18 protein-coding genes and 1 tRNA gene are annotated in these 16,491 nt (G+C 71.9%); 10 read left to right on the top strand and 9 right to left on the bottom strand.

Translation table 11 applies throughout. The features are described 5' to 3' along the window. Window positions 1-9: 9 nt before the first annotated feature. From ACFQGL_RS04915 to ACFQGL_RS04905, 3 genes are all read right to left on the bottom strand, one after another. On the bottom strand, window positions 10-1,158 hold the full coding sequence (locus ACFQGL_RS04915) for a branched-chain amino acid ABC transporter substrate-binding protein (protein WP_377505931.1): 1,149 nt from the start codon (window positions 1,156-1,158) through the stop codon (window positions 10-12). A gap of 367 nt (window positions 1,159-1,525) precedes the next feature. Beyond that, complete coding sequence (locus ACFQGL_RS04910) at window positions 1,526-2,728, bottom strand: hypothetical protein (RefSeq protein WP_377505928.1); 1,203 nt, start codon at window positions 2,726-2,728, stop codon at window positions 1,526-1,528. Between the two features lie 40 nt (window positions 2,729-2,768). After that, window positions 2,769-3,389 carry an ANTAR domain-containing response regulator gene (locus ACFQGL_RS04905; RefSeq protein WP_377506041.1) on the bottom strand — a complete coding sequence of 207 codons (621 nt, stop codon included), beginning with the start codon at window positions 3,387-3,389 and terminating at the stop codon, window positions 2,769-2,771. 97 nt (window positions 3,390-3,486) lie between these two features. Between ACFQGL_RS04905 and ACFQGL_RS04900 the strand changes: the two genes are divergently transcribed. The 4 genes from ACFQGL_RS04900 (at window position 3,487) to ACFQGL_RS04885 (ending at window position 5,069) form a co-directional block, all read left to right on the top strand. Further along, window positions 3,487-3,561, top strand: a tRNA-Leu gene (locus ACFQGL_RS04900). A 36-nt stretch (window positions 3,562-3,597) separates the two neighbouring features. Then, the gene (locus tag ACFQGL_RS04895) at window positions 3,598-4,347 is read left to right on the top strand and encodes a terminase gpP N-terminus-related DNA-binding protein (protein ID WP_377505925.1); all 750 of its coding nucleotides are present in this window, start codon (window positions 3,598-3,600) and stop codon (window positions 4,345-4,347) included. A 71-nt stretch (window positions 4,348-4,418) separates the two neighbouring features. After that, entirely contained in the window at window positions 4,419-4,691 is a 273-nt protein-coding gene (locus ACFQGL_RS04890) for an NAD-dependent epimerase/dehydratase family protein (RefSeq protein ID WP_377505922.1), read from the top strand. Window positions 4,692-4,721: 30 nt separating this feature from the next. After that, entirely contained in the window at window positions 4,722-5,069 is a 348-nt protein-coding gene (locus ACFQGL_RS04885; protein WP_377505919.1) for a Rossmann-fold NAD(P)-binding domain-containing protein, read from the top strand. Between the two features lie 7 nt (window positions 5,070-5,076). On the opposite strand, the gene ACFQGL_RS04880 is transcribed toward ACFQGL_RS04885, so the two are convergent. After that, complete coding sequence (locus ACFQGL_RS04880) at window positions 5,077-6,255, bottom strand: trans-sulfuration enzyme family protein (protein WP_377505917.1); 1,179 nt, start codon at window positions 6,253-6,255, stop codon at window positions 5,077-5,079. 83 nt (window positions 6,256-6,338) lie between these two features. On the opposite strand from ACFQGL_RS04880, the gene ACFQGL_RS04875 reads away from it, so the two are divergent. The 3 genes from ACFQGL_RS04875 to ACFQGL_RS04865 all read left to right on the top strand — a co-directional run bounded on the left by ACFQGL_RS04875 (window position 6,339) and on the right by ACFQGL_RS04865 (window position 9,537). After that, the gene (locus ACFQGL_RS04875) at window positions 6,339-6,818 is read left to right on the top strand and encodes an Lrp/AsnC family transcriptional regulator (protein ID WP_377505914.1); all 480 of its coding nucleotides are present in this window, start codon (window positions 6,339-6,341) and stop codon (window positions 6,816-6,818) included. 54 nt (window positions 6,819-6,872) lie between these two features. Beyond that, window positions 6,873-7,868, top strand: a complete 996-nt coding sequence (locus ACFQGL_RS04870) for an LLM class flavin-dependent oxidoreductase (protein ID WP_377505911.1) — start codon at window positions 6,873-6,875, stop codon at window positions 7,866-7,868. A 232-nt stretch (window positions 7,869-8,100) separates the two neighbouring features. Further along, window positions 8,101-9,537, top strand: coding sequence for a pyridoxal-dependent decarboxylase (locus tag ACFQGL_RS04865; RefSeq protein WP_377505908.1), 1,437 nt, complete (start codon window positions 8,101-8,103; stop codon window positions 9,535-9,537). 21 nt (window positions 9,538-9,558) lie between these two features. On the opposite strand, the gene ACFQGL_RS04860 is transcribed toward ACFQGL_RS04865, so the two are convergent. After that, window positions 9,559-10,023: an RrF2 family transcriptional regulator gene (locus ACFQGL_RS04860; protein WP_124770783.1), complete on the bottom strand. Its 465-nt coding sequence runs from the start codon at window positions 10,021-10,023 to the stop codon at window positions 9,559-9,561. A gap of 248 nt (window positions 10,024-10,271) precedes the next feature. Between ACFQGL_RS04860 and ACFQGL_RS04855 the strand changes: the two genes are divergently transcribed. Further along, the gene (locus ACFQGL_RS04855) at window positions 10,272-10,940 is read left to right on the top strand and encodes a YceI family protein (RefSeq protein ID WP_377505904.1); all 669 of its coding nucleotides are present in this window, start codon (window positions 10,272-10,274) and stop codon (window positions 10,938-10,940) included. Window positions 10,941-11,010: 70 nt separating this feature from the next. Here the strand turns inward: ACFQGL_RS04855 and ACFQGL_RS04850 are convergent, their stop codons facing one another. The 4 genes from ACFQGL_RS04850 to ACFQGL_RS04835 all read right to left on the bottom strand — a co-directional run bounded on the left by ACFQGL_RS04850 (window position 11,011) and on the right by ACFQGL_RS04835 (window position 15,414). Then, window positions 11,011-11,895 carry an acyl-CoA thioesterase gene (locus tag ACFQGL_RS04850; RefSeq protein ID WP_377505901.1) on the bottom strand — a complete coding sequence of 295 codons (885 nt, stop codon included), beginning with the start codon at window positions 11,893-11,895 and terminating at the stop codon, window positions 11,011-11,013. After that, window positions 11,892-13,340, bottom strand: a complete 1,449-nt coding sequence (gene pyk, locus ACFQGL_RS04845) for a pyruvate kinase (protein ID WP_377505898.1) — start codon at window positions 13,338-13,340, stop codon at window positions 11,892-11,894. Before pyk ends, ACFQGL_RS04850 begins: the two co-directional genes overlap by 4 nt. A 193-nt stretch (window positions 13,341-13,533) precedes the next feature. After that, the gene (locus ACFQGL_RS04840) at window positions 13,534-14,916 is read right to left on the bottom strand and encodes an FAD-binding oxidoreductase (RefSeq protein WP_377505895.1); all 1,383 of its coding nucleotides are present in this window, start codon (window positions 14,914-14,916) and stop codon (window positions 13,534-13,536) included. 132 nt (window positions 14,917-15,048) lie between these two features. Further along, on the bottom strand, window positions 15,049-15,414 hold the full coding sequence (locus ACFQGL_RS04835; protein ID WP_377505891.1) for a YciI family protein: 366 nt from the start codon (window positions 15,412-15,414) through the stop codon (window positions 15,049-15,051). A 257-nt stretch (window positions 15,415-15,671) separates the two neighbouring features. On the opposite strand from ACFQGL_RS04835, the gene ACFQGL_RS04830 reads away from it, so the two are divergent. Together ACFQGL_RS04830 and ACFQGL_RS04825 are read left to right on the top strand one after the other, a co-directional pair. Continuing rightward, window positions 15,672-15,992, top strand: coding sequence for a hypothetical protein (locus tag ACFQGL_RS04830; RefSeq protein WP_377505888.1), 321 nt, complete (start codon window positions 15,672-15,674; stop codon window positions 15,990-15,992). Continuing rightward, entirely contained in the window at window positions 15,989-16,486 is a 498-nt protein-coding gene (locus ACFQGL_RS04825; protein WP_377505885.1) for a hypothetical protein, read from the top strand. The genes ACFQGL_RS04830 and ACFQGL_RS04825 overlap by 4 nt, the downstream gene beginning before the upstream one ends. Window positions 16,487-16,491 lie beyond the last annotated feature (5 nt).

The raw sequence follows: 16,491 nt of genomic DNA, 5'->3' as shown, positions 1-16,491 counted from the left end.
GCCGTGTCGTCAGCTGAGCTTGAGCTCCTGCAGCGGCTCGATCGCCGTGCCCTTGATCTGGTAGGCCCAGATGACAACCTTCGACGGGTCGACGTCACCCTTGGCGTCGAACTTGATGTACTTCGACACGCCCTGCTTGTCGTACGCCTTCACGTACGCCAGGATGTCGGCCCGGGTCTTCTTGCCGTCCTTGAAGGCGTCCAGGTAGATCTTGGCGCCATCGAAGCCCTCAGCACCGTAGGAGCCCGGCGCGATGCCGTACTCCTTCTGGTAGTCGGCGGAGAAGGTGCCGCCGGCCTTGTCGGCCGGGAGGCACGGGCAGGTGATGATGGCGCCCTCGGCGCCACCGGAGGCGCCCTGCGGGAACGCCGGGTCGTACAGACCGTCCGGACCGACGAACTTGGCCGTGATCTTGGCGGCGCGCATCTGCTTCACCAGCGGGGCGGCCTCACGGGTGTAACCGCCGTAGAAGACGTAGTCCGCCTGGGCGGCCTTGATCTTGGAGATGGTGGCGTCGAACTGCGACTGCCGCTCCTGGATCTTGTCCTTGTTCACCAGCACCGGGCCCAGGTTCTTGCCCAGCTCCTCGGTGATGCCCGCGCCGTACGCGCTGCCGTCGTCGATCGCGAAGACCTTCGTCGCGTTCTGCGACTTCAGGTAGGTCGCCACCGCGGCAGCCTGCGTGCCGTCGTTGCCGACGACCCGGTAGAAGGACGTGTTGCCCTTCTGGGTCAGGTCGGTCCGGGTCGCCGACGGGCTGACCATCGCCAGGCCGGCGGCCTGGTAGATCGGCATCGTCGCGTCCGACTCACCGGAGAAGTGACCACCGATGACACCGAGGAACGAGTTGTCACCCGCGATCTGGTTCGCGAACGGGGTCGCCACCGCGGGGTCACCCTGGGTGTCGAACTCCTGCATGGTGACCTTGCAGTTCGGGTTCGCCGCGTTGAACTGCTTGACGGCCAGCTTCGCGCCGTTCAGCGACGGGATCACCAGGCCAGCGTTGTCGCCGGTGAACGCGCCGAAGATCGCGATCTTGCCGCCACAGTCACCGGACGCGGTGCCACCCTCGCCACCGGAATCCTGGCAACCAGCCGCGACCACCAGGGTCGCGGCGAGCGCTGCGGTACCCAGCGCCCGTACATAGCTTCGCCTCACGGCTTCCTGACCTCCTCCAGATGCGGACGCGGCTGACCCGAAGCGACGGCGACAGCAGCTGACCCGCAGTTCCACCCACCCCGCAGGGACTGCCCCTGCGTAACGGCTCGTGATGGCGGAGCGTACCGACACCGCATACCGTCCCGGAAGGCCTGGAGCCGGGGTCTGCGAAACCGTTACGAAGACGTGGGCAATCAGGTCGATGTCCGTAACAGGTAATCCGTCGATCGGTCCTTAAATCCGCGCCCGGTCGGACGTCGCCCGCATCCATCCCGAGACGTCGAACCCCGCCGATAAGCCCATTGACCTGCGTAAACAGCCCGGCACTACCCAACCCAACCGGCTCCCGGCACAACCACCCCGACGGTCAGGCACCCACGCCGGCCGCCGACCAGAGCCCGGCCCGCGCACCATCGTCCGACGCCAACCACCACCGGTCACCCACCGCGACCAGCGCCACGTCCCGATCGGCGCCCGCCGGCACATCGAGCGGCATCGCGACCTCCCGCCACGACCCACCGCGATCCGCCGACACCCACACCGCGTACCGCGACCCGTCGGCGACCACGGCGACCAGCTGCGCCCCGGCAGCGACCAGCGCCGCCACCGCGGGCACCCCGGCGCCGGCCCGCCGCCCGAACGCGCCGGCGGCAACCCAGCCCCCCGGCTCCTGCCGCCACGCGCCGAACGTCGCCCCCCGCAGCCCGACCGCCACCGGCACCCCGTCGACCAGCGCGACCCGCTGCAACTCCTCGTACTCCGGGCCACCCGGCAGCACCGTACGCCGCCAGGACCGGCCGTCCGGCGACGACCACACCGCCGGATCACGGTCGATCCGACCGGCCGGCAACAGCCCACCCACCGCCAACCAACCCGGCGGCGCCGCCACTGCGTCGAACGCCCAGGTCACCCCGACCGCGTCACTGGCCAACTCGGGAGCGCCCTCCACCAGCGCGAACTCGGCCGCGGGCGGCGGCGACACCCAGGAGGCCGCCCCGGCCGTACGGTTGCCCACGATCAACCAACCGCTCGGACCGGCCGCCAACTCCGAGACGTTCACCGCCTTCGGCCCGCCGTACGTCTCGAACGACGCCTGCACCTCGACCAGCGCGCCGTCGGCCCGCTGCCGCCAGGTGCTCACCCGCGGATAGCCGTGCGCGCCGCCGACCTTTGCGCCGATCACCGCCGCCTTGCCCTCGCGGCAGGCCACCGACGAGAGCACGTTCTGCCGGCCGTAGAAGGAATCCGCGAGCACCGGCACGACCGTCCAGGTCGTACCGTCCACGCTGGTCCACGCCGCCGGACGGGTGCCGCCGGACGCGTCGGCCACGCCGCCGGTCAGGAACCACCGGCCCGCACAGGCCGTCGCGTCGCGCAGCAGCAGGCGACCCGCCCCGCCCGGAGGCGCCGGCAGGGTCAGCGACTGCCACTGCGGCCGAAGCGCAGGCGGCTCGGGCGCCGTCGACCCGGCACCGGTCGACCGGGCGTCGGTCGGCGTGCCGGAGCCGTCGCAGCCGCCGAGCAGCAGCGCGAGGATGCCGAACACCGCGACCACCCGTCGTACGGACACGGGTCGATGCTATTCCTCGCACGCACCCCCCGCCGGCCGGTCAGACGGTCGGCTGGGACACCTCGCCGCCGGCGGTCTCGGCGAGGATCCGCTCGGCGACCTCCTTCATGGTCATCCGGTGGTCCATCGCCGTGCGCTGGATCCACTTGAACGCCTGCGGTTCGGTCATCCCGTACGTGGTCATCAGCGCGCCCTTGGCCCGCTCCACCGTCTTGCGGATCTCCAGGCGGTCGGTCAGGCTCGCGACCTCCGCCTCCAGCGCCGCGACCTCCGAGTAACGCGACAGCGCGATCTCCACCGCCGGGACCAGGTCGCTCTTCTGGAAGGGCTTCACGAGGTACGCCATCGCGCCCGCCGCCCGCGCCCGCTCCACCAGGTCACGCTGGCTGAACGCGGTGAGGATGATCACCGGTGCGATCCGGGCGCCGGCGATCCGCTCGGCGGCGGCCAGCCCATCCATGATCGGCATCTTGATGTCGAGGATGACCAGGTCGGGCTTCAGCTCCTCGGCGAGCCGGACGGCGGTCTCGCCGTCGCCGGCCTCCCCCACCACCTCGTAGCCCTCTTCGACCAGCATCTCGGCCAGGTCCAGCCGGATCAGCGCCTCGTCCTCGGCGATCAGCACCCGCCTGCGCTCGGCATCCGTCGGCGTCTCGGCCACCAGCCCTACCCCCACCAGTCTTAACCCGGCACCCGCCCGGCCGGGTGTCACCGCCCTCAGCGTAGTGGGTATCCTGTCAGGGCCGAATCAGGGAAGCGCCCTCGTAGCCCAACTGGCAGCAGGCAATGGCTTCAAACTCCATACAGTGTGGGTTCGAATCCCACCGAGGGCACTCAAAATTGTCATACGGATGTTCGAGGATTCTCTCGTGCATCCACCTGAGGTCCGAGCCCGCGCACGGCGTCTCTTTCTCGCCGGCGGCACGGTCGCAGACACCGCTCGCCAGATCGGCCTGCCGTATCGAACGGTCTGGCACTGGTGCAACGACCGCCCCGAGCCGAAGCAGCACGGCACGCAGTTGCGGTGCTTCCGCTGCCGAGAGGGTGTCGACAGTCCGACAGATCCCCGCGCTTACAGCTATCTTCTCGGTCTCTATCTCGGCGACGGGCACCTGGTGACCACCGCTCGGGTGCCGGTGCTACGCATCTACTGCTCGGACGCCTGGCCCAACCTCATCGAGCTGTGCGACAGGGCGATGCAGGACGTGCTCGCCTCGAAGGTGCAACGGGTACAAAAGCAGGGCTGCGTGGGTGTGCAGAGTTACGGCAGCCACTGGCCATGTCTGCTACCTCAGCACGGCCCCGGCAAGAAACACGAACGTCCGATCGTGCTCGCCGACTGGCAGCGGGAAATCGTCCAGCACCACCCCGGCGACTTCCTGCGCGGTCTGTTCCACTCCGACGGCTGCCGGTTCGCCAACCGCGTGACCGTCCGGGGCAAGGCGTACGTCTACCCGCGATACATGTTCGTCAACGAGTCGACCGATATCATGGCGCTCTGCCAGTGGGCGCTCGACCTGCTCGGCATCGGCTGGCGGATGAACCGGCGCAACTCGCTGTCGGTGGCGCGGCGCGAGGCCGTCGCCGCGCTGGACCGGCACGTCGGCCCGAAGTCCTGACCGTCGGCCCGGCTGCCCCGGCCCGGAACGGATCTTCCGGGGAACCCGATCGACGACAGGGGTGAGAACTGATGCGCGTGGTGATTTTCGGTGCGACCGGGATGGTCGGCCAGGGCGTGTTGCGGGAGTGCCTGCTCGCCGAGGACGTACGGGAGGTGTTGACCGTCGGGCGGGCGCCGACCGGGCAGCAGCATCCGAAGCTGCGCGAGGTCACGGTCGCCGATGTCGGCGAGTTGGACGCGGTACGCGACGACCTGGCCGGCGTGGACGCGTGCTTCTACTGCCTGGGTGTCTCCTCGGTCGGGATGAACGAGGCCGCGTACACGCGGATCAGTTACGACTAACCGCTCGCTGCGGCGCGGCTGTTCGCCGAGGTGAGCCCGCAGGTCACGTTCATCTACGTCTCGGGCGTCGGCACCGACTCGACCGGCCAGGGCCGGGTGATGTGGGCGCGGGTCAAGGGGCGTACCGAGAACGAGGTGCAGGAGTTGCTGCCCAACGGGTACGCCGCGCGGCCGGGTTACATCCAGCCGACGCACGGTGTGACATCGCGAACCGGCTGGTACCGGGCGCTGTACGCGGTGGTCAGTCCGCTGTTCCCGGTGCTCAGGCGGGTCTTTCCCAACCACGTGACCAGCACCGACCGGCTCGGGCAGGCGATGCTGCGGGTCGCGCGGGAGGGTTCGCCCCGACGGGTGCTGGCCGGCCCCGACCTGACCTGACGGTCGATCAGCCCAGGGCGGCGAGCGCCTGGGCGAGGTCGGCGCGCAGGTCCTCGGTGTCCTCCAGCCCGATCGACAGGCGCAGCAGCCCGCCAGCGGGCTTGGCGTCGCCCTCGACCGGCCGGTGGGTGAGCGATGCCGGGTGCTGGATCAGGGTGTCCACGCCGCCCAGGGACACCGCGTGGGTGATGAGCCGGCAGGCGCCGGCCACGGTGGCCGCGGCGGATACGCCGCCGCGTACCTCGAAGGCGAGCAGGCTGCCGGGGCCGGCGAGTTGGCGGCCGACCAGCGCGGCCGGGTCGTGCAGCGAGGGGTGGTGGACGCGCTGAACGGCCGGGTGGGTGGCGAGCCAGCCGGCGAGTTTCTCGGCGGTGGCCTGCTGGGCGCGAACGCGAAGCGGCAGGGTCTGCAGGCCGCGGTGCAGCAGGTAGCCGCCGAGCGGGTGCAGGATCGCGCCGGTGACGGCGCGGACCTGGCGCAGTCGGGCGGCCCAGTCGGCGTCGCAGGCGACGACGCCGGCGAGGACGTCGCCGTGTCCACCGATGCTCTTGGTGGCGCTGTGCAGCACGAGGGTGGCGCCGTGGCGGGCCGGTTGTTGCAGCACGGGGGTGGCGACGGTGTTGTCGACCAGCAGCGGTGTGTCGCCGGCGGCGGTGGCGAGGGCGGCGATGTCGACCAGGTCGAGGGTGGGGTTGGCGGGTGTCTCGACGATGACCAGCGCAGTGTCCGGGCGGATGGCGGCGGCGACCTCGTCGGGGCGGGCCCAGGTGACGGTGGTGCCGAGCAGCCCGGTGGCGAGCACGTGGTCGGTGCCGCCGTAGAGCGGTCGGACGGCGACGATGTGCCGGCGGTCGTTGCGGGCGGCGGCGAGCAGGGTGGCGGTGAGGGCGGCCATGCCGCTGGCGAAGGCGACGGCCTGTGCGGTGCCTTCGAGTTCGGCGAGGGCGGTCTCGAAACGGGCCACCGTCGGGTTCCACAGTCGCTGGTAGACGGCGCTGGTGTCGGGCCCGGGGGTACCGCCGGTGGCGAGCTGCTGGTAGGAGTCTCCGCCGTCGTCGACCGAGCGCAGCGGGTTGGTGGTGGACAGGTCGATCGGCGGTACGTGCACGCCGAGGGTGCGCAGGTCGTCGCGGCCGGCGTGTACGGCCCGGGTGTCCACCGTCGTCATGCCGGTAGCGTCGAACATCTGCCGGCGAAAGGGCAATGGCTCGGAAGATGATTCTGCTGCTGGCCCTGGATTGCCTGACAGATTCGGGCGAGGATGGCGGTATGCCCTCTGAGCCGAACGATGTGCGGCCGTACCCGGCCCTGGACGAGGTGGACCGCGCGATCCTGGCCGAGCTGGCCGCGGATGGCCGGTTGCCGAACAACGCTCTCGCTGATCGGGTGGGGGTCGCGCCGTCGACCTGCCTCACGCGCACGCGGGCGCTGCGCGAGCGGGGCGCGATCCGGGGGTTCCACGCCGAGGTGGATCCGGCGGCGCTGGGCCTGCCGTTGCAGGCGCTGGTCTCGGTACGGCTGACCGCGCACGAGCGGGCCGCGGTGGACGCGTTCCGAGCCCGGTCGGTACGGCTGCCCGGGGTGGTGTCGGTGTTCCACGTCGCCGGCGCGGAGGACTACGTGCTGCATGTGCGGGCCGCGTCCGGGGACGCGTTGCGGGACTTCGTGCTGGATCACCTGGCGGTCGACCCTGTGGTCCAGCACACGCAGACCAGTTTGATCTTCGAGCAGGCCCGTGGGGTGGGCTGAGCAGGAATGAATACGCGGGCCGCGGGGTTGGCACAGCGTGTGATCACCGTACCGATGTCTGTTCTTGATCTTGCTCCGGTCGCCAAGGGCACCACCGCTGGCGCGGCGTTGCAGGCCACCACCGAGCTGGCCCGGCGCACCGAGGAACTCGGCTATCACCGGTTCTGGGTGGCGGAGCACCACAACATGCCGGCGATCGCGAGTTCCGCGCCCGCCGTGCTGCTCGCCCACCTGGCCGCGAACACCTCGACGATCCGGCTCGGGTCGGGCGGGGTGATGCTGCCCAATCACGCGCCGCTGGTGGTGGCCGAGCAGTTCGGGACGCTGGAGGCGTTGCACCCCGGCCGGATCGACCTGGGCATCGGCCGGGCGCCGGGCACCGACCAGGTGACCGCGCTGGCGTTGCGCCGCACCATGGAGGGCCTCTCGGCCGAGGGCTTCCCGCGTGAGCTGGACGACCTGATGAACTACTTCAGCGGGGAGCGGCCTGGGCAGATCATCGCCACGCCGGGGCGGGGTGAGCAGCCGGCGGTGTGGCTGCTCGGCTCCAGTGGTTTCAGCGCCCAACTGGCCGGCCTGCTCGGTCTGCCGTTCTCCTTCGCGCACCACTTCAGCTCGCAGAACACGTTGCCGGCGCTCGCGCTGTACCGGCAGAACTTCCGGCCGTCGCGGTGGCTGGACAAGCCGTACGCGATGGTGGCGGTCAACGCGGTCTGCGCCGAGACCGACGAGCGGGCCGAGTGGCTGGCCGGGCCGAGCGCGCTGTCGTTCCTGAAGCTGCGCTCCGGGCGGCCGGAGCCGCTGTCGACGCCCGAGGAGGCGGCGGCGTACCCGTACACCGAGATCGAGCGGGAGTTCGTGCTGCAGCGCCGTGACGGGCAGGCGATGGGCTCACCGGAGACGGTCCGTCGGCAGCTGACCGACCTGCAGGAACGCACCGGCGCGGACGAGCTGATGCTGACCACGCTGGTCTATGACGTGCAGGACCGGGTGCGCTCGTACGAGTTGATCGCCGAGCACGTGGCGGGTGGCCTGCGCCGGACGGCGTGAAACACGATCTTCACGTCAGCGTCACCCCCGCGACCCGGACGGTGCCTAACGTTGGTGCCGGTGGTGGTACGGCATTTCCGGTCGGGACGGGTCGGAAATGCCGCGGTGTGGCGCACCGGGCCGGAGCTGTGCGGATTCCGCGGCTGCGGCCCGGTGCCTGCCACCCTAGGCGACCCCACACGGGTGGCGCCAGGGGTTGCCCCGACGATCGATGCCTGATCGACTCGTGCGGATGAACGCCCCACACATGGATCCCGACGAGTTCCGCCGTGCCGGCCACGCCGTCGTCGACTGGATCGCCGACTACTGGGCCACCCTGGAGCAGCGACCGGTGGTCTCCGCCGATCCGCCGGGCACGGTGGCCGCCGCGCTGCCGGCCGCACCGCCCACCGTCGGCGAGCCGGTCGAGGCGGTGCTGGCCGACCTGGACGCTGTCGTCGTGCCGGGGCTGACCCACTGGCAGCACCCAGGTTTCTTCGGCTACTTCCCGGCCAACACCTCCGGGCCGAGCGTGCTCGGCGACCTGGTCAGCTCCGGGCTCGGCGTACAGGGCATGCTGTGGGCCACCAGCCCGGCGTGCACCGAGCTGGAGACGGTGCTGCTGGACTGGTTGGCCCAGTTGTTGGATCTGCCGCAGCGGTTCCGCTCGTCGTCGCGCGGTGGCGGGGTGATTCAGGATTCCGCCTCGTCGGCGACCCTGGTGGCCACCCTGGCCGCGCTGCACCGGGCCAGCGGGGGCCGCTGGCGTGAGGTCGGCGTCGATCGGCGCTATCGCGCGTACACCTCGGCACACGGGCACTCCTCGATCGAGAAGGCCGTGCGGATCGCCGGGCTGGGCACCGACGGCGTACGCCCGATCGAGGTGGATCCGGTCACTCAGGCGCTGCGACCGGCCGCGCTGCGCGCGGCGATCGAGGCCGACCGGGCCGCCGGGGACGTTCCCGCGATCGTGGTGGCCACCATCGGCACCACGTCCACGACCGCCATCGACCCGCTGCCGGAGATCGGGGCGATCTGCGCCGAGTACGGCATCTGGTTGCACGTGGACGCCGCGTACGCGGGCTCGGCCGCGGTCTGCCCCGAGCTGCGCTGGTCGCACGCCGGCCTCGAGTACGCCGACTCGTACTGCTTCGATCCGCACAAGTGGCTGCTCACCGGCTTCGACTGCGACGCGTTCTGGGTGGCCGACCGCAGCGAGCTGATCGAGGCGCTCACCGTGATGCCGGAGTTCCTGCGCAACGCGGCCACCGAGTCCGGCGCGGTGATCGACTACCGGGACTGGCAGGTGCCGCTGGGCCGCCGGTTCCGGGCCCTGAAGCTGTGGTTCGTGCTGCGCTGGTACGGGGTGCAGGGGCTACGGGCGCACATCCGCTCCGGGGTGGCGCTGGCGGCCCGGTTCGCCGACCGGGTCCGCTCCGACGACCGGTTCGAGCTGGCCGCGGCGCATCCCTTCGCGCTGGTCTGCTTCCGGCTGCGCGCCGACAACGACACCAACGCCGAGTTGCTGGCCCGGGTCAACCGCACCGGGCGGGTGCACCTGACGCACACCCGGGTCGCCGGCCGGTACACGCTGCGGCTGGCGGTCGGCTCGCCGCAGACCGCCGAGCGGCACGTCGACGAGGCGTGGACCTTGTTGACCGATGCGGCGAAGGACCTGCTGAACCCCTAACCCCCGGCGGGGCGGGGGCGGTCAGATCCAGGCGCGCGGGTCGGCGGCCAGTTCGGTGACCCGGCCGGGCAGCGTGCCGGCGGCCACGTCGGCGACGCTGACCAGCTCCAGGATCTCCCGCTCGCTGGCGCGTAGCGCGATCCAGACCTCCTGGAGCGCGCGGGCCGGACCGTGGTAGCCGAGTTGCTCGGGGCGCTGCCCACGGACGTGCGCGAGCGGTCCGTCGATCACCCGGATCACCTCCGCGAGGGAGATCTCCTCGGCCGGGCGGGCCAGCCAGTAGCCGCCCTCCGGGCCGCGCTGGGCGTGCACGATGCCGCCCCGGCGCAGCTGGAGCAGGATGCTCTCCAGGAACTTCGGCGGGATCTCCTGGGCCCGGGCGATCTGGTCGGCCGTGACCGGTCGGCCTCGGCCGGGGCCACTGGCCGTCGCGGCGAGTTCGGCGGCCGCGCGGAGGGCGTAGTCGACCCGGGCGGAGAGGCGCATGTCGGCAAGGTTAGCCCGCTGGTTGGCCAGCCAGAGCGGCGGGCCTCGGCCGATCGGCCACGCATCGACGAAAAGGCGATCGGCTCGGTTTTATGCGGGGCACGTGAAATGCGTCATGATCCACCGTTGGGTGGGGCCCGAAATGCCGATCCGGAGCGTCCCTATGCTGGGCTGGGAGTACGAGTTTGCGCGGGCTCCAGCGGCACATTGATAAACACCCGGGTCCAGCCCGGGGGGAAGGCACCACGATGACCGATGTCGCCACACGCACCTGGGATGGCATGACCATCCCGGTCGCCGGCACCTATCGCCTCGATCAGGCGCACAAGCGGATCGGTTTCCTGTCCCGGCACATGATGGTGAGCCCGGTACGCGGTGAGTTCGCCGAGGCGACCGCGCAGATCCAGGTAGCGGAGGACCCGCTGCTCTCCTCGGTGACGGCGACCATCCAGGCGGCGAGCATCACGACCGGGAGCGTCGACCGGGACACGCACCTGATGAGCCCCGACTTCCTCGACGTGGAGCGCTATCCCACCCTCGATTATCGAAGCACGGGTATCAACTGGCAGAGCAATGAGGACCCGATTTTCTACTGGGCCCGACTGCGCAACCAACGACTCGGCGGACGAGGCAGAAGTCTCAATGTTCCGCCGCAGTCCGACTCCGTACCCGGGCGATTCGTGCTCACCGGTGAGTTGACGGCGAAGGGAATCACGCGGGCGGTCGACCTTCAGGTGAATTTCGGCGGCGCTCGTCGTGATCCGTACGGGCAGAACATCTTCGGATTCAGCGCGACCGCCGAAATCAACCGCGAGGACTACGGCCTGCTCTGGAATGTGCTGCTGGAAAGCGGCGGCGTGCTGGTCGGCAAGACCGTGCAGATCGAGATCGCCGGCGAGGCCATCCACCAGCCCTGACACAGACAGTCATCCCCGCCAGGACGCGCCCCGCGAAACGGGTGCGTGCCGGGCGGGGATGACCGACCGTTCAGGCGCCGACGCGGCGCAGCAGACCCTCCTGGACGGCGCTGGCGATCTGCCGGCCGTCGGTGGTGAACATCCGGCCGGTGGCCAGCCCGCGCGCACCGGACGCCGACGGGCTCCAGCAGTCGTAGAGGAACCACTCGTCGGCACGGAACGGCCGGTGGAACCAGAGCGCGTGGTCGAGGCTCGCGCCGACCACGCCGCCCGGGCCCCACACCTCGCCGTGCACGGACAGCACCGAGTCCAGCAGGGTGAGGTCCGAGGCGTAGGTGAGCGCGCAGGCGTGCAGCAGCGGATCGTCCGGCAGCTTGCCGTCGATGCGCATCCAGACGCGCTGCTGCGGGTCGGCGGGCCGGTCGCCGGGCCGGACCCAGCCGGGTTCGCCGACGTAACGCACGTCGATCGGCCGCGGGATCTGGCCCCAGATGCCCAGCCGCTCCGGGTAGCGGGAGAGCCGGTCGGTCATCGTCGGCACGTCCTGCGGTGCGGGCACGTCCGGCGGGGCCGGCGCCTGGTGGTCCAGCCCCTCCTCGGCCCGCTGGAACGACGCCGACATGAAGAAGATCGGCTTGCCGTGCTGGAGCGCGACCGAGCGGCGGACCGAGAAGGACCGGCCGTCGCGGACGTTCTCCACCTGGTATTCGATCGGTTCGACCGGGTCGCCGGGGCGGACGAAGTAGCCGTGCAGCGAGTGCACGAACCGCTCCGGGTCGACCGTACGGCCGGCGGCGACCAGGGCCTGACCGGCGACCTGGCCGCCGTACACCCGCTGTGGGCCGACCGGGGGGCTCATCCCCCGGAAGGTCATCGCGCCGGCCGGGTCGAGATCCAGCACCTCGAGCAGCTGGTCCACCGCGGCCTGGCCGACCGCGACCCGGCCGTCGCTCACTGCAGCGCCCGCGCCGACGCCGCGTCGACCAACGACCCGAGCTGGTGTACGCGCAGAGTGTTGGTCGAGCCGGGGGTGCCGGGCGGGCTGCCCGCCACGATCACCACGTAGTCGCCGGGGTTGGCCCGGTTGAGGCCGAGCAGCGCCTGGTCGACCTGTCGGAACATGTCGTCGGTGTGCTGCACGAACGGCATCAGGAAGGTCTCCACGCCCCAGGTCAGGGCGAGCTGGCTGCGTACCTCGGAGACCGGGGTGAAGGCCAGCAGCGGCAGGTCGCAGTGCAGCCGGGAGAGCCGCCGGACGGTGTCACCGGTCTGCGAGAAGGCGACCAGCGCCTTGGCGTTGATGGCCCGGGCGATCGACGAGGCGGCCACGGTGAGCGCGCCGCCGTGGGTACGCGGGTCGTGCTGCAGCCGGGGCACCCCGATCGAGCCGGACTCGGTGGTGGTGATGATCTTGGCCATGGTGCTCACGGTCAGCACCGGGTACTTGCCGACGCTGGTCTCGCCGGAGAGCATCACCGCGTCCGCGCCGTCGAGCACCGCGTTGGCGACGTCCGAGGCCTCGGCGCGGGTCGGCCGGGAGTTCTCGATCATCGAGTCGAGCATCTGGGTGGCCACGATGACCGGCTTGGCATTTTCCCGGCACAGCTGCACGGCGCGCTTCTGCACCAGCGGGACCTGGTCCAGCGGCATCTCGACACCGAGGTCGCCACGGGCGACCATGACGCCGTCGAAGGCCAGCACGATGGCCTCCAGGTGGTCCACCGCCTCCGGCTTCTCGACCTTGGCGAGCACGGGCCGGAACACGCCCTCCTCGGCCATGATGCCGTGGACGAGCTTGATGTCCTCGGCCGAGCGGACGAAGGACAGGGCGACCAGGTCGACGCCGAGCCCCAGGGAGAAGCGCAGGTCCTCCGCGTCCTTCTCCGACATGGCGGGCACGCTCACCGCCACGTTGGGCAGCGAGACGCCCTTGTTGTTGGAGACCGGGCCGCCCTCGGTGACCAGGCAGCGGATGTCGTTGCCGGTGACGTCGGTGACCTCGACGGCGACGCGGCCGTCGTCAATCAGCAGGCGGTCACCGGGCTTCACCTCCTGCGGCAGCTTGCGGTAGGTACAGGAGACCCGCTCCTTGCTGCCGACGACGTCGTCGCCGGTGATCACGACCGAGTCGCCGGTGCGCCACTCGTGCGGGCCGTCGGCGAACCGACCGAGCCGGATCTTGGGGCCCTGGAGGTCGGCGAGGACCGCCACCGGCTTGCCAGCCGCCTCGGACGCCTCGCGGACCAGGCGATAGACCGCCTCGTGGTCGGCGTGGCTGCCGTGGCTGAAGTTGAGCCTCGCCACGTTCATGCCAGCCTCGACGAGACCCCGGATGCGCTCCGGTGACGAGGTGGCGGGGCCCAGAGTGCAGACGATCTTAGCGCGGCGTGTCACGCCCATCAGGCTAGTCTCTCCTTCAGGTCGGACAGCGGGCCGACCCCTTGCAGACAGCGGAACATGTGTCCAACGACGCGTGGCGCGTCGGGCCGGCAGAACCGCACCGGGAACGTTGTGGCGACGGGCAACGGCGACCGCGCGCCGGGAATCGTACGCCTCCGCTGGCACGGACCCTCCGGGTGCTCCCGGCGGCGGCTCATCCGGGGTGTGCCGACGGCGGCAGGGTGGGCACCGCGGTGAGCAGGTCACGCGGGTCGTAATGCCGCTTGGCCCGGCGCAGTCGCGCCCAGTTCGCGCCGTAGGCCAGCCGGACCCGGTCGGTCTCGTGCGGGCCGAGCAGGTTCGGGTAGCCACCGGGCAGGGCGTGCGGGGCGAGCGCCGCCGACGTCTGGTCGGCCCACTCCCGGTGCGGCTCGACCTCCCCGCCCGGCGGCCACACCGCGATGATCTCGGTCAGCAGGTGATCGGCGCGCAGGCCGAACGCCGTGTCGGCGAGCCGGACCCGGCTGGCCGCGCCGTGGAAGTGGTGCAGGGCCAGCGCGGAGAACGGCGAGCTGACCTGCCGGGCGGCGTCGACCAACGCGTCCACCGCGCCGCCGGCGAGCGCGGGCAGCCAGCGGGTCCGCAGCAGGTAGTGGTTGCCGTCGACCATCCCGCCGTCGAACATCCGCAACGCGTCCGCGTACGGCAGCGGGCCGACCTGGTCGACCAACGGGGTGCCCAGCGCCCGCAGCCGGGCCACCCACGGCAGCCCGGCGTCGGGGTCCGGGCCGCTGTAGAACGGGCAGACGAAGATCACCGGTTCGCCGGCCGGGCCGGGCAGGAAACCGGCCATCACCGTCAACTCGTCCGGGGCCTCGGCGAGCAGCGCGCCGTAGCCGCGCAGCACGGCCGGCGCCTCCGCCAGCGCGAACATGATCATGCCGGCCAGCACGGTGGGCAGCCGGTGCGCCCGGTAGCGCAGCTCGGTGACCACACCGACGTTGCCGCCGCCACCACGCAGCGCCCAGTACAGCTCGGCGTCGTGCTCGGGATCGGCGGTGACTCGGCGGCCGTCGGCGAGGACCACCTCGGCGCCGAGCAGGTTGTCCAGGGCCAGGCCGAACCGGCCGCACAGTGGCCCGTACCCGCCGGCGAGGGTGAGCCCGGCCATGCCCACGTCGCGGACGACGCCGGTGGGCACCACCAGGTCGTGCGGACCGGCGGCGGTGAGCAGGTCGGCGGCGGAGGCCCCGCCGGCCACGGTCACGGTGGCCGCGTCCGGGTCGACCCGGACCGCGCGCAGGCCGGTCAGGTCGAGCACCAGGCCGCCGTCGCGCAGTGCCCGGCCGGCCCAGTCGTGCCCGCCGGAGCGGACCGACAGCGGCAGGTGGCAGCGGGCGGCGATCCGGACCGCGCCGGCCACCTCGTCGGCGTCGAGGCACTGGGCGACCAGCACGGGAGCGCGGTCCACGGCGGCGTTCCAGAGGCGGGTCGCGGCGACGAAACCCGGCTCACCGGGTTCGTACAGCCGGTCACCGAGCAGGGCACGCAGCCGGACGGCGGCGGAGGCGACATCGGGGGTGGCGGCGGAGCTCACGGCGACTCCTCGACCGGGCCCGGCCGGTGGCGCCGGGTGCGCCCCGACGGTGGTCCTCGGTGGGCGCGACCGTAGCACCGGTGGGCGCTCGACCACCGTCGCCATCACGACAGCCGCCGATGCACCGACCGGTCAGCTCTCGGTCTTGGCCAGCGGGAACTCCAGCGACCCGGCCGGGCAGAGAAAAGTCAGCACGTCGATCCGGTAGAGCCCGGCCTGCACCGCCGGGTCGGCCTCCAGCACGCTGCGCACGTCGTCGACGCTGCCGGTGCGGGCCAGCCCGAAGCCGATCGGTGGCTCCGGGCTGCGGGCCGGCCCGTCCACCGACCCGGCGACCAGGATGATCCCGCTGCGCTGCAACGCCTGCATGTGCTCGGTGTGCTCGGCCTGCAACCGCTGCACGGTCTCGGGAGGCAGGGCCCGTCCGGCCGCGCCGGGATAGATCACGATGCACTCGTACGTGTCGAGCGCGAAGTCGACCTGCGGCACTCCCGCCATGGGTGCTCCCTCCGCCGTCGCGCCGGGACGTACCGGCCCGGCTGCCCGAGCCGACGTTTGCGGCACGCGCTCAGCGTCGCACGCCGCCGGCAGCCGCACCGGCCGCTCGCCGCAACTGCCCCCGGTCGGGCTCCCGGCCGCGCCAGGTGGGAACGGCGCCAGCCGGGCGCTGATGATCGGCCGACACGCCGAGGGGACCGGGAGCCGCGACCGGCTACGGTGGACGGTCCGGACGGCGGGCAGGGTGGGAGGTCCAGATGGGCGACGACGAGCCGACGGCCGGCCCGCTGCCGTACACCGAGGTGACCGACGAGGCGTACGCGGCGCGGGCCGCGGCCGGCTTCACGGTGCGGGAGCTCGGCTTCGCGGTGCTGCTCAGCGGCCAGTGCCCGCGCTGTGACCACTCGATGAGCAACACCCTCGTCGACGACCTCTACCGGCGGGTGGCGCCGGCGACGGCCCCGGACCTCGGCTACCGGACGGTGCTCTGCGAGTGCGACGCCGACCACCCCGCGCGCCCCGACGGACTGCGCGGATGCGGCGCGTACTGGACGCTGCGGCTGGAGGTCGAGGCGTGATCCGGCTCCGCCCCGGGCCGCCCGCGACCGTCGCCGACCTGCGCCACGCGCAGCAGCTGGCCGGGTTGCTGCGCGGCGAGTTGGATCGGGTCCGCGCGGCGGCGGTGGCCTGGCGCAACGGGCTCGGCGGGCTGCTGGTGGCACTGGTCGGGTTCAGCCTGATCCGCGGCCGCACCGACGTCACCACGCTGGCCCCCGGCTGGGGCGCGCTGGTCGGCGTCCTGCTGCTCGCCGCGTTGGCCGCGGGCGTGAGCGGGGCGCTGGCGCTGCTGCGCGCGGCGCACGGCCCGTTGGCGGTCATCCCGGTGGCGGCGCTCCCACCGGCGCCCCTGGGAGATCATCAAGAGGCGCTGGCGGCGGTCCGGATGCTGCGCACCGGCGTGCGGCTGGTGCTGCTCTGCACCGTGCTGCTGGTCGCCGCGGTGGGCGTGACCTGGTACGCGCCCGCCCGGCCCGATCCGACCGCCGCCGTCGCTGCCGTCAGCCAACGGTAGGCACG

Origin of the sequence: Micromonospora vulcania (genome assembly GCF_042658605.1) — a bacterium.
In the GTDB taxonomy this organism is placed as follows: Bacteria; Actinomycetota; Actinomycetes; order Mycobacteriales; family Micromonosporaceae; genus Micromonospora; species Micromonospora vulcania.
This window is presented reverse-complemented; position numbering and strand designations above follow the sequence as displayed.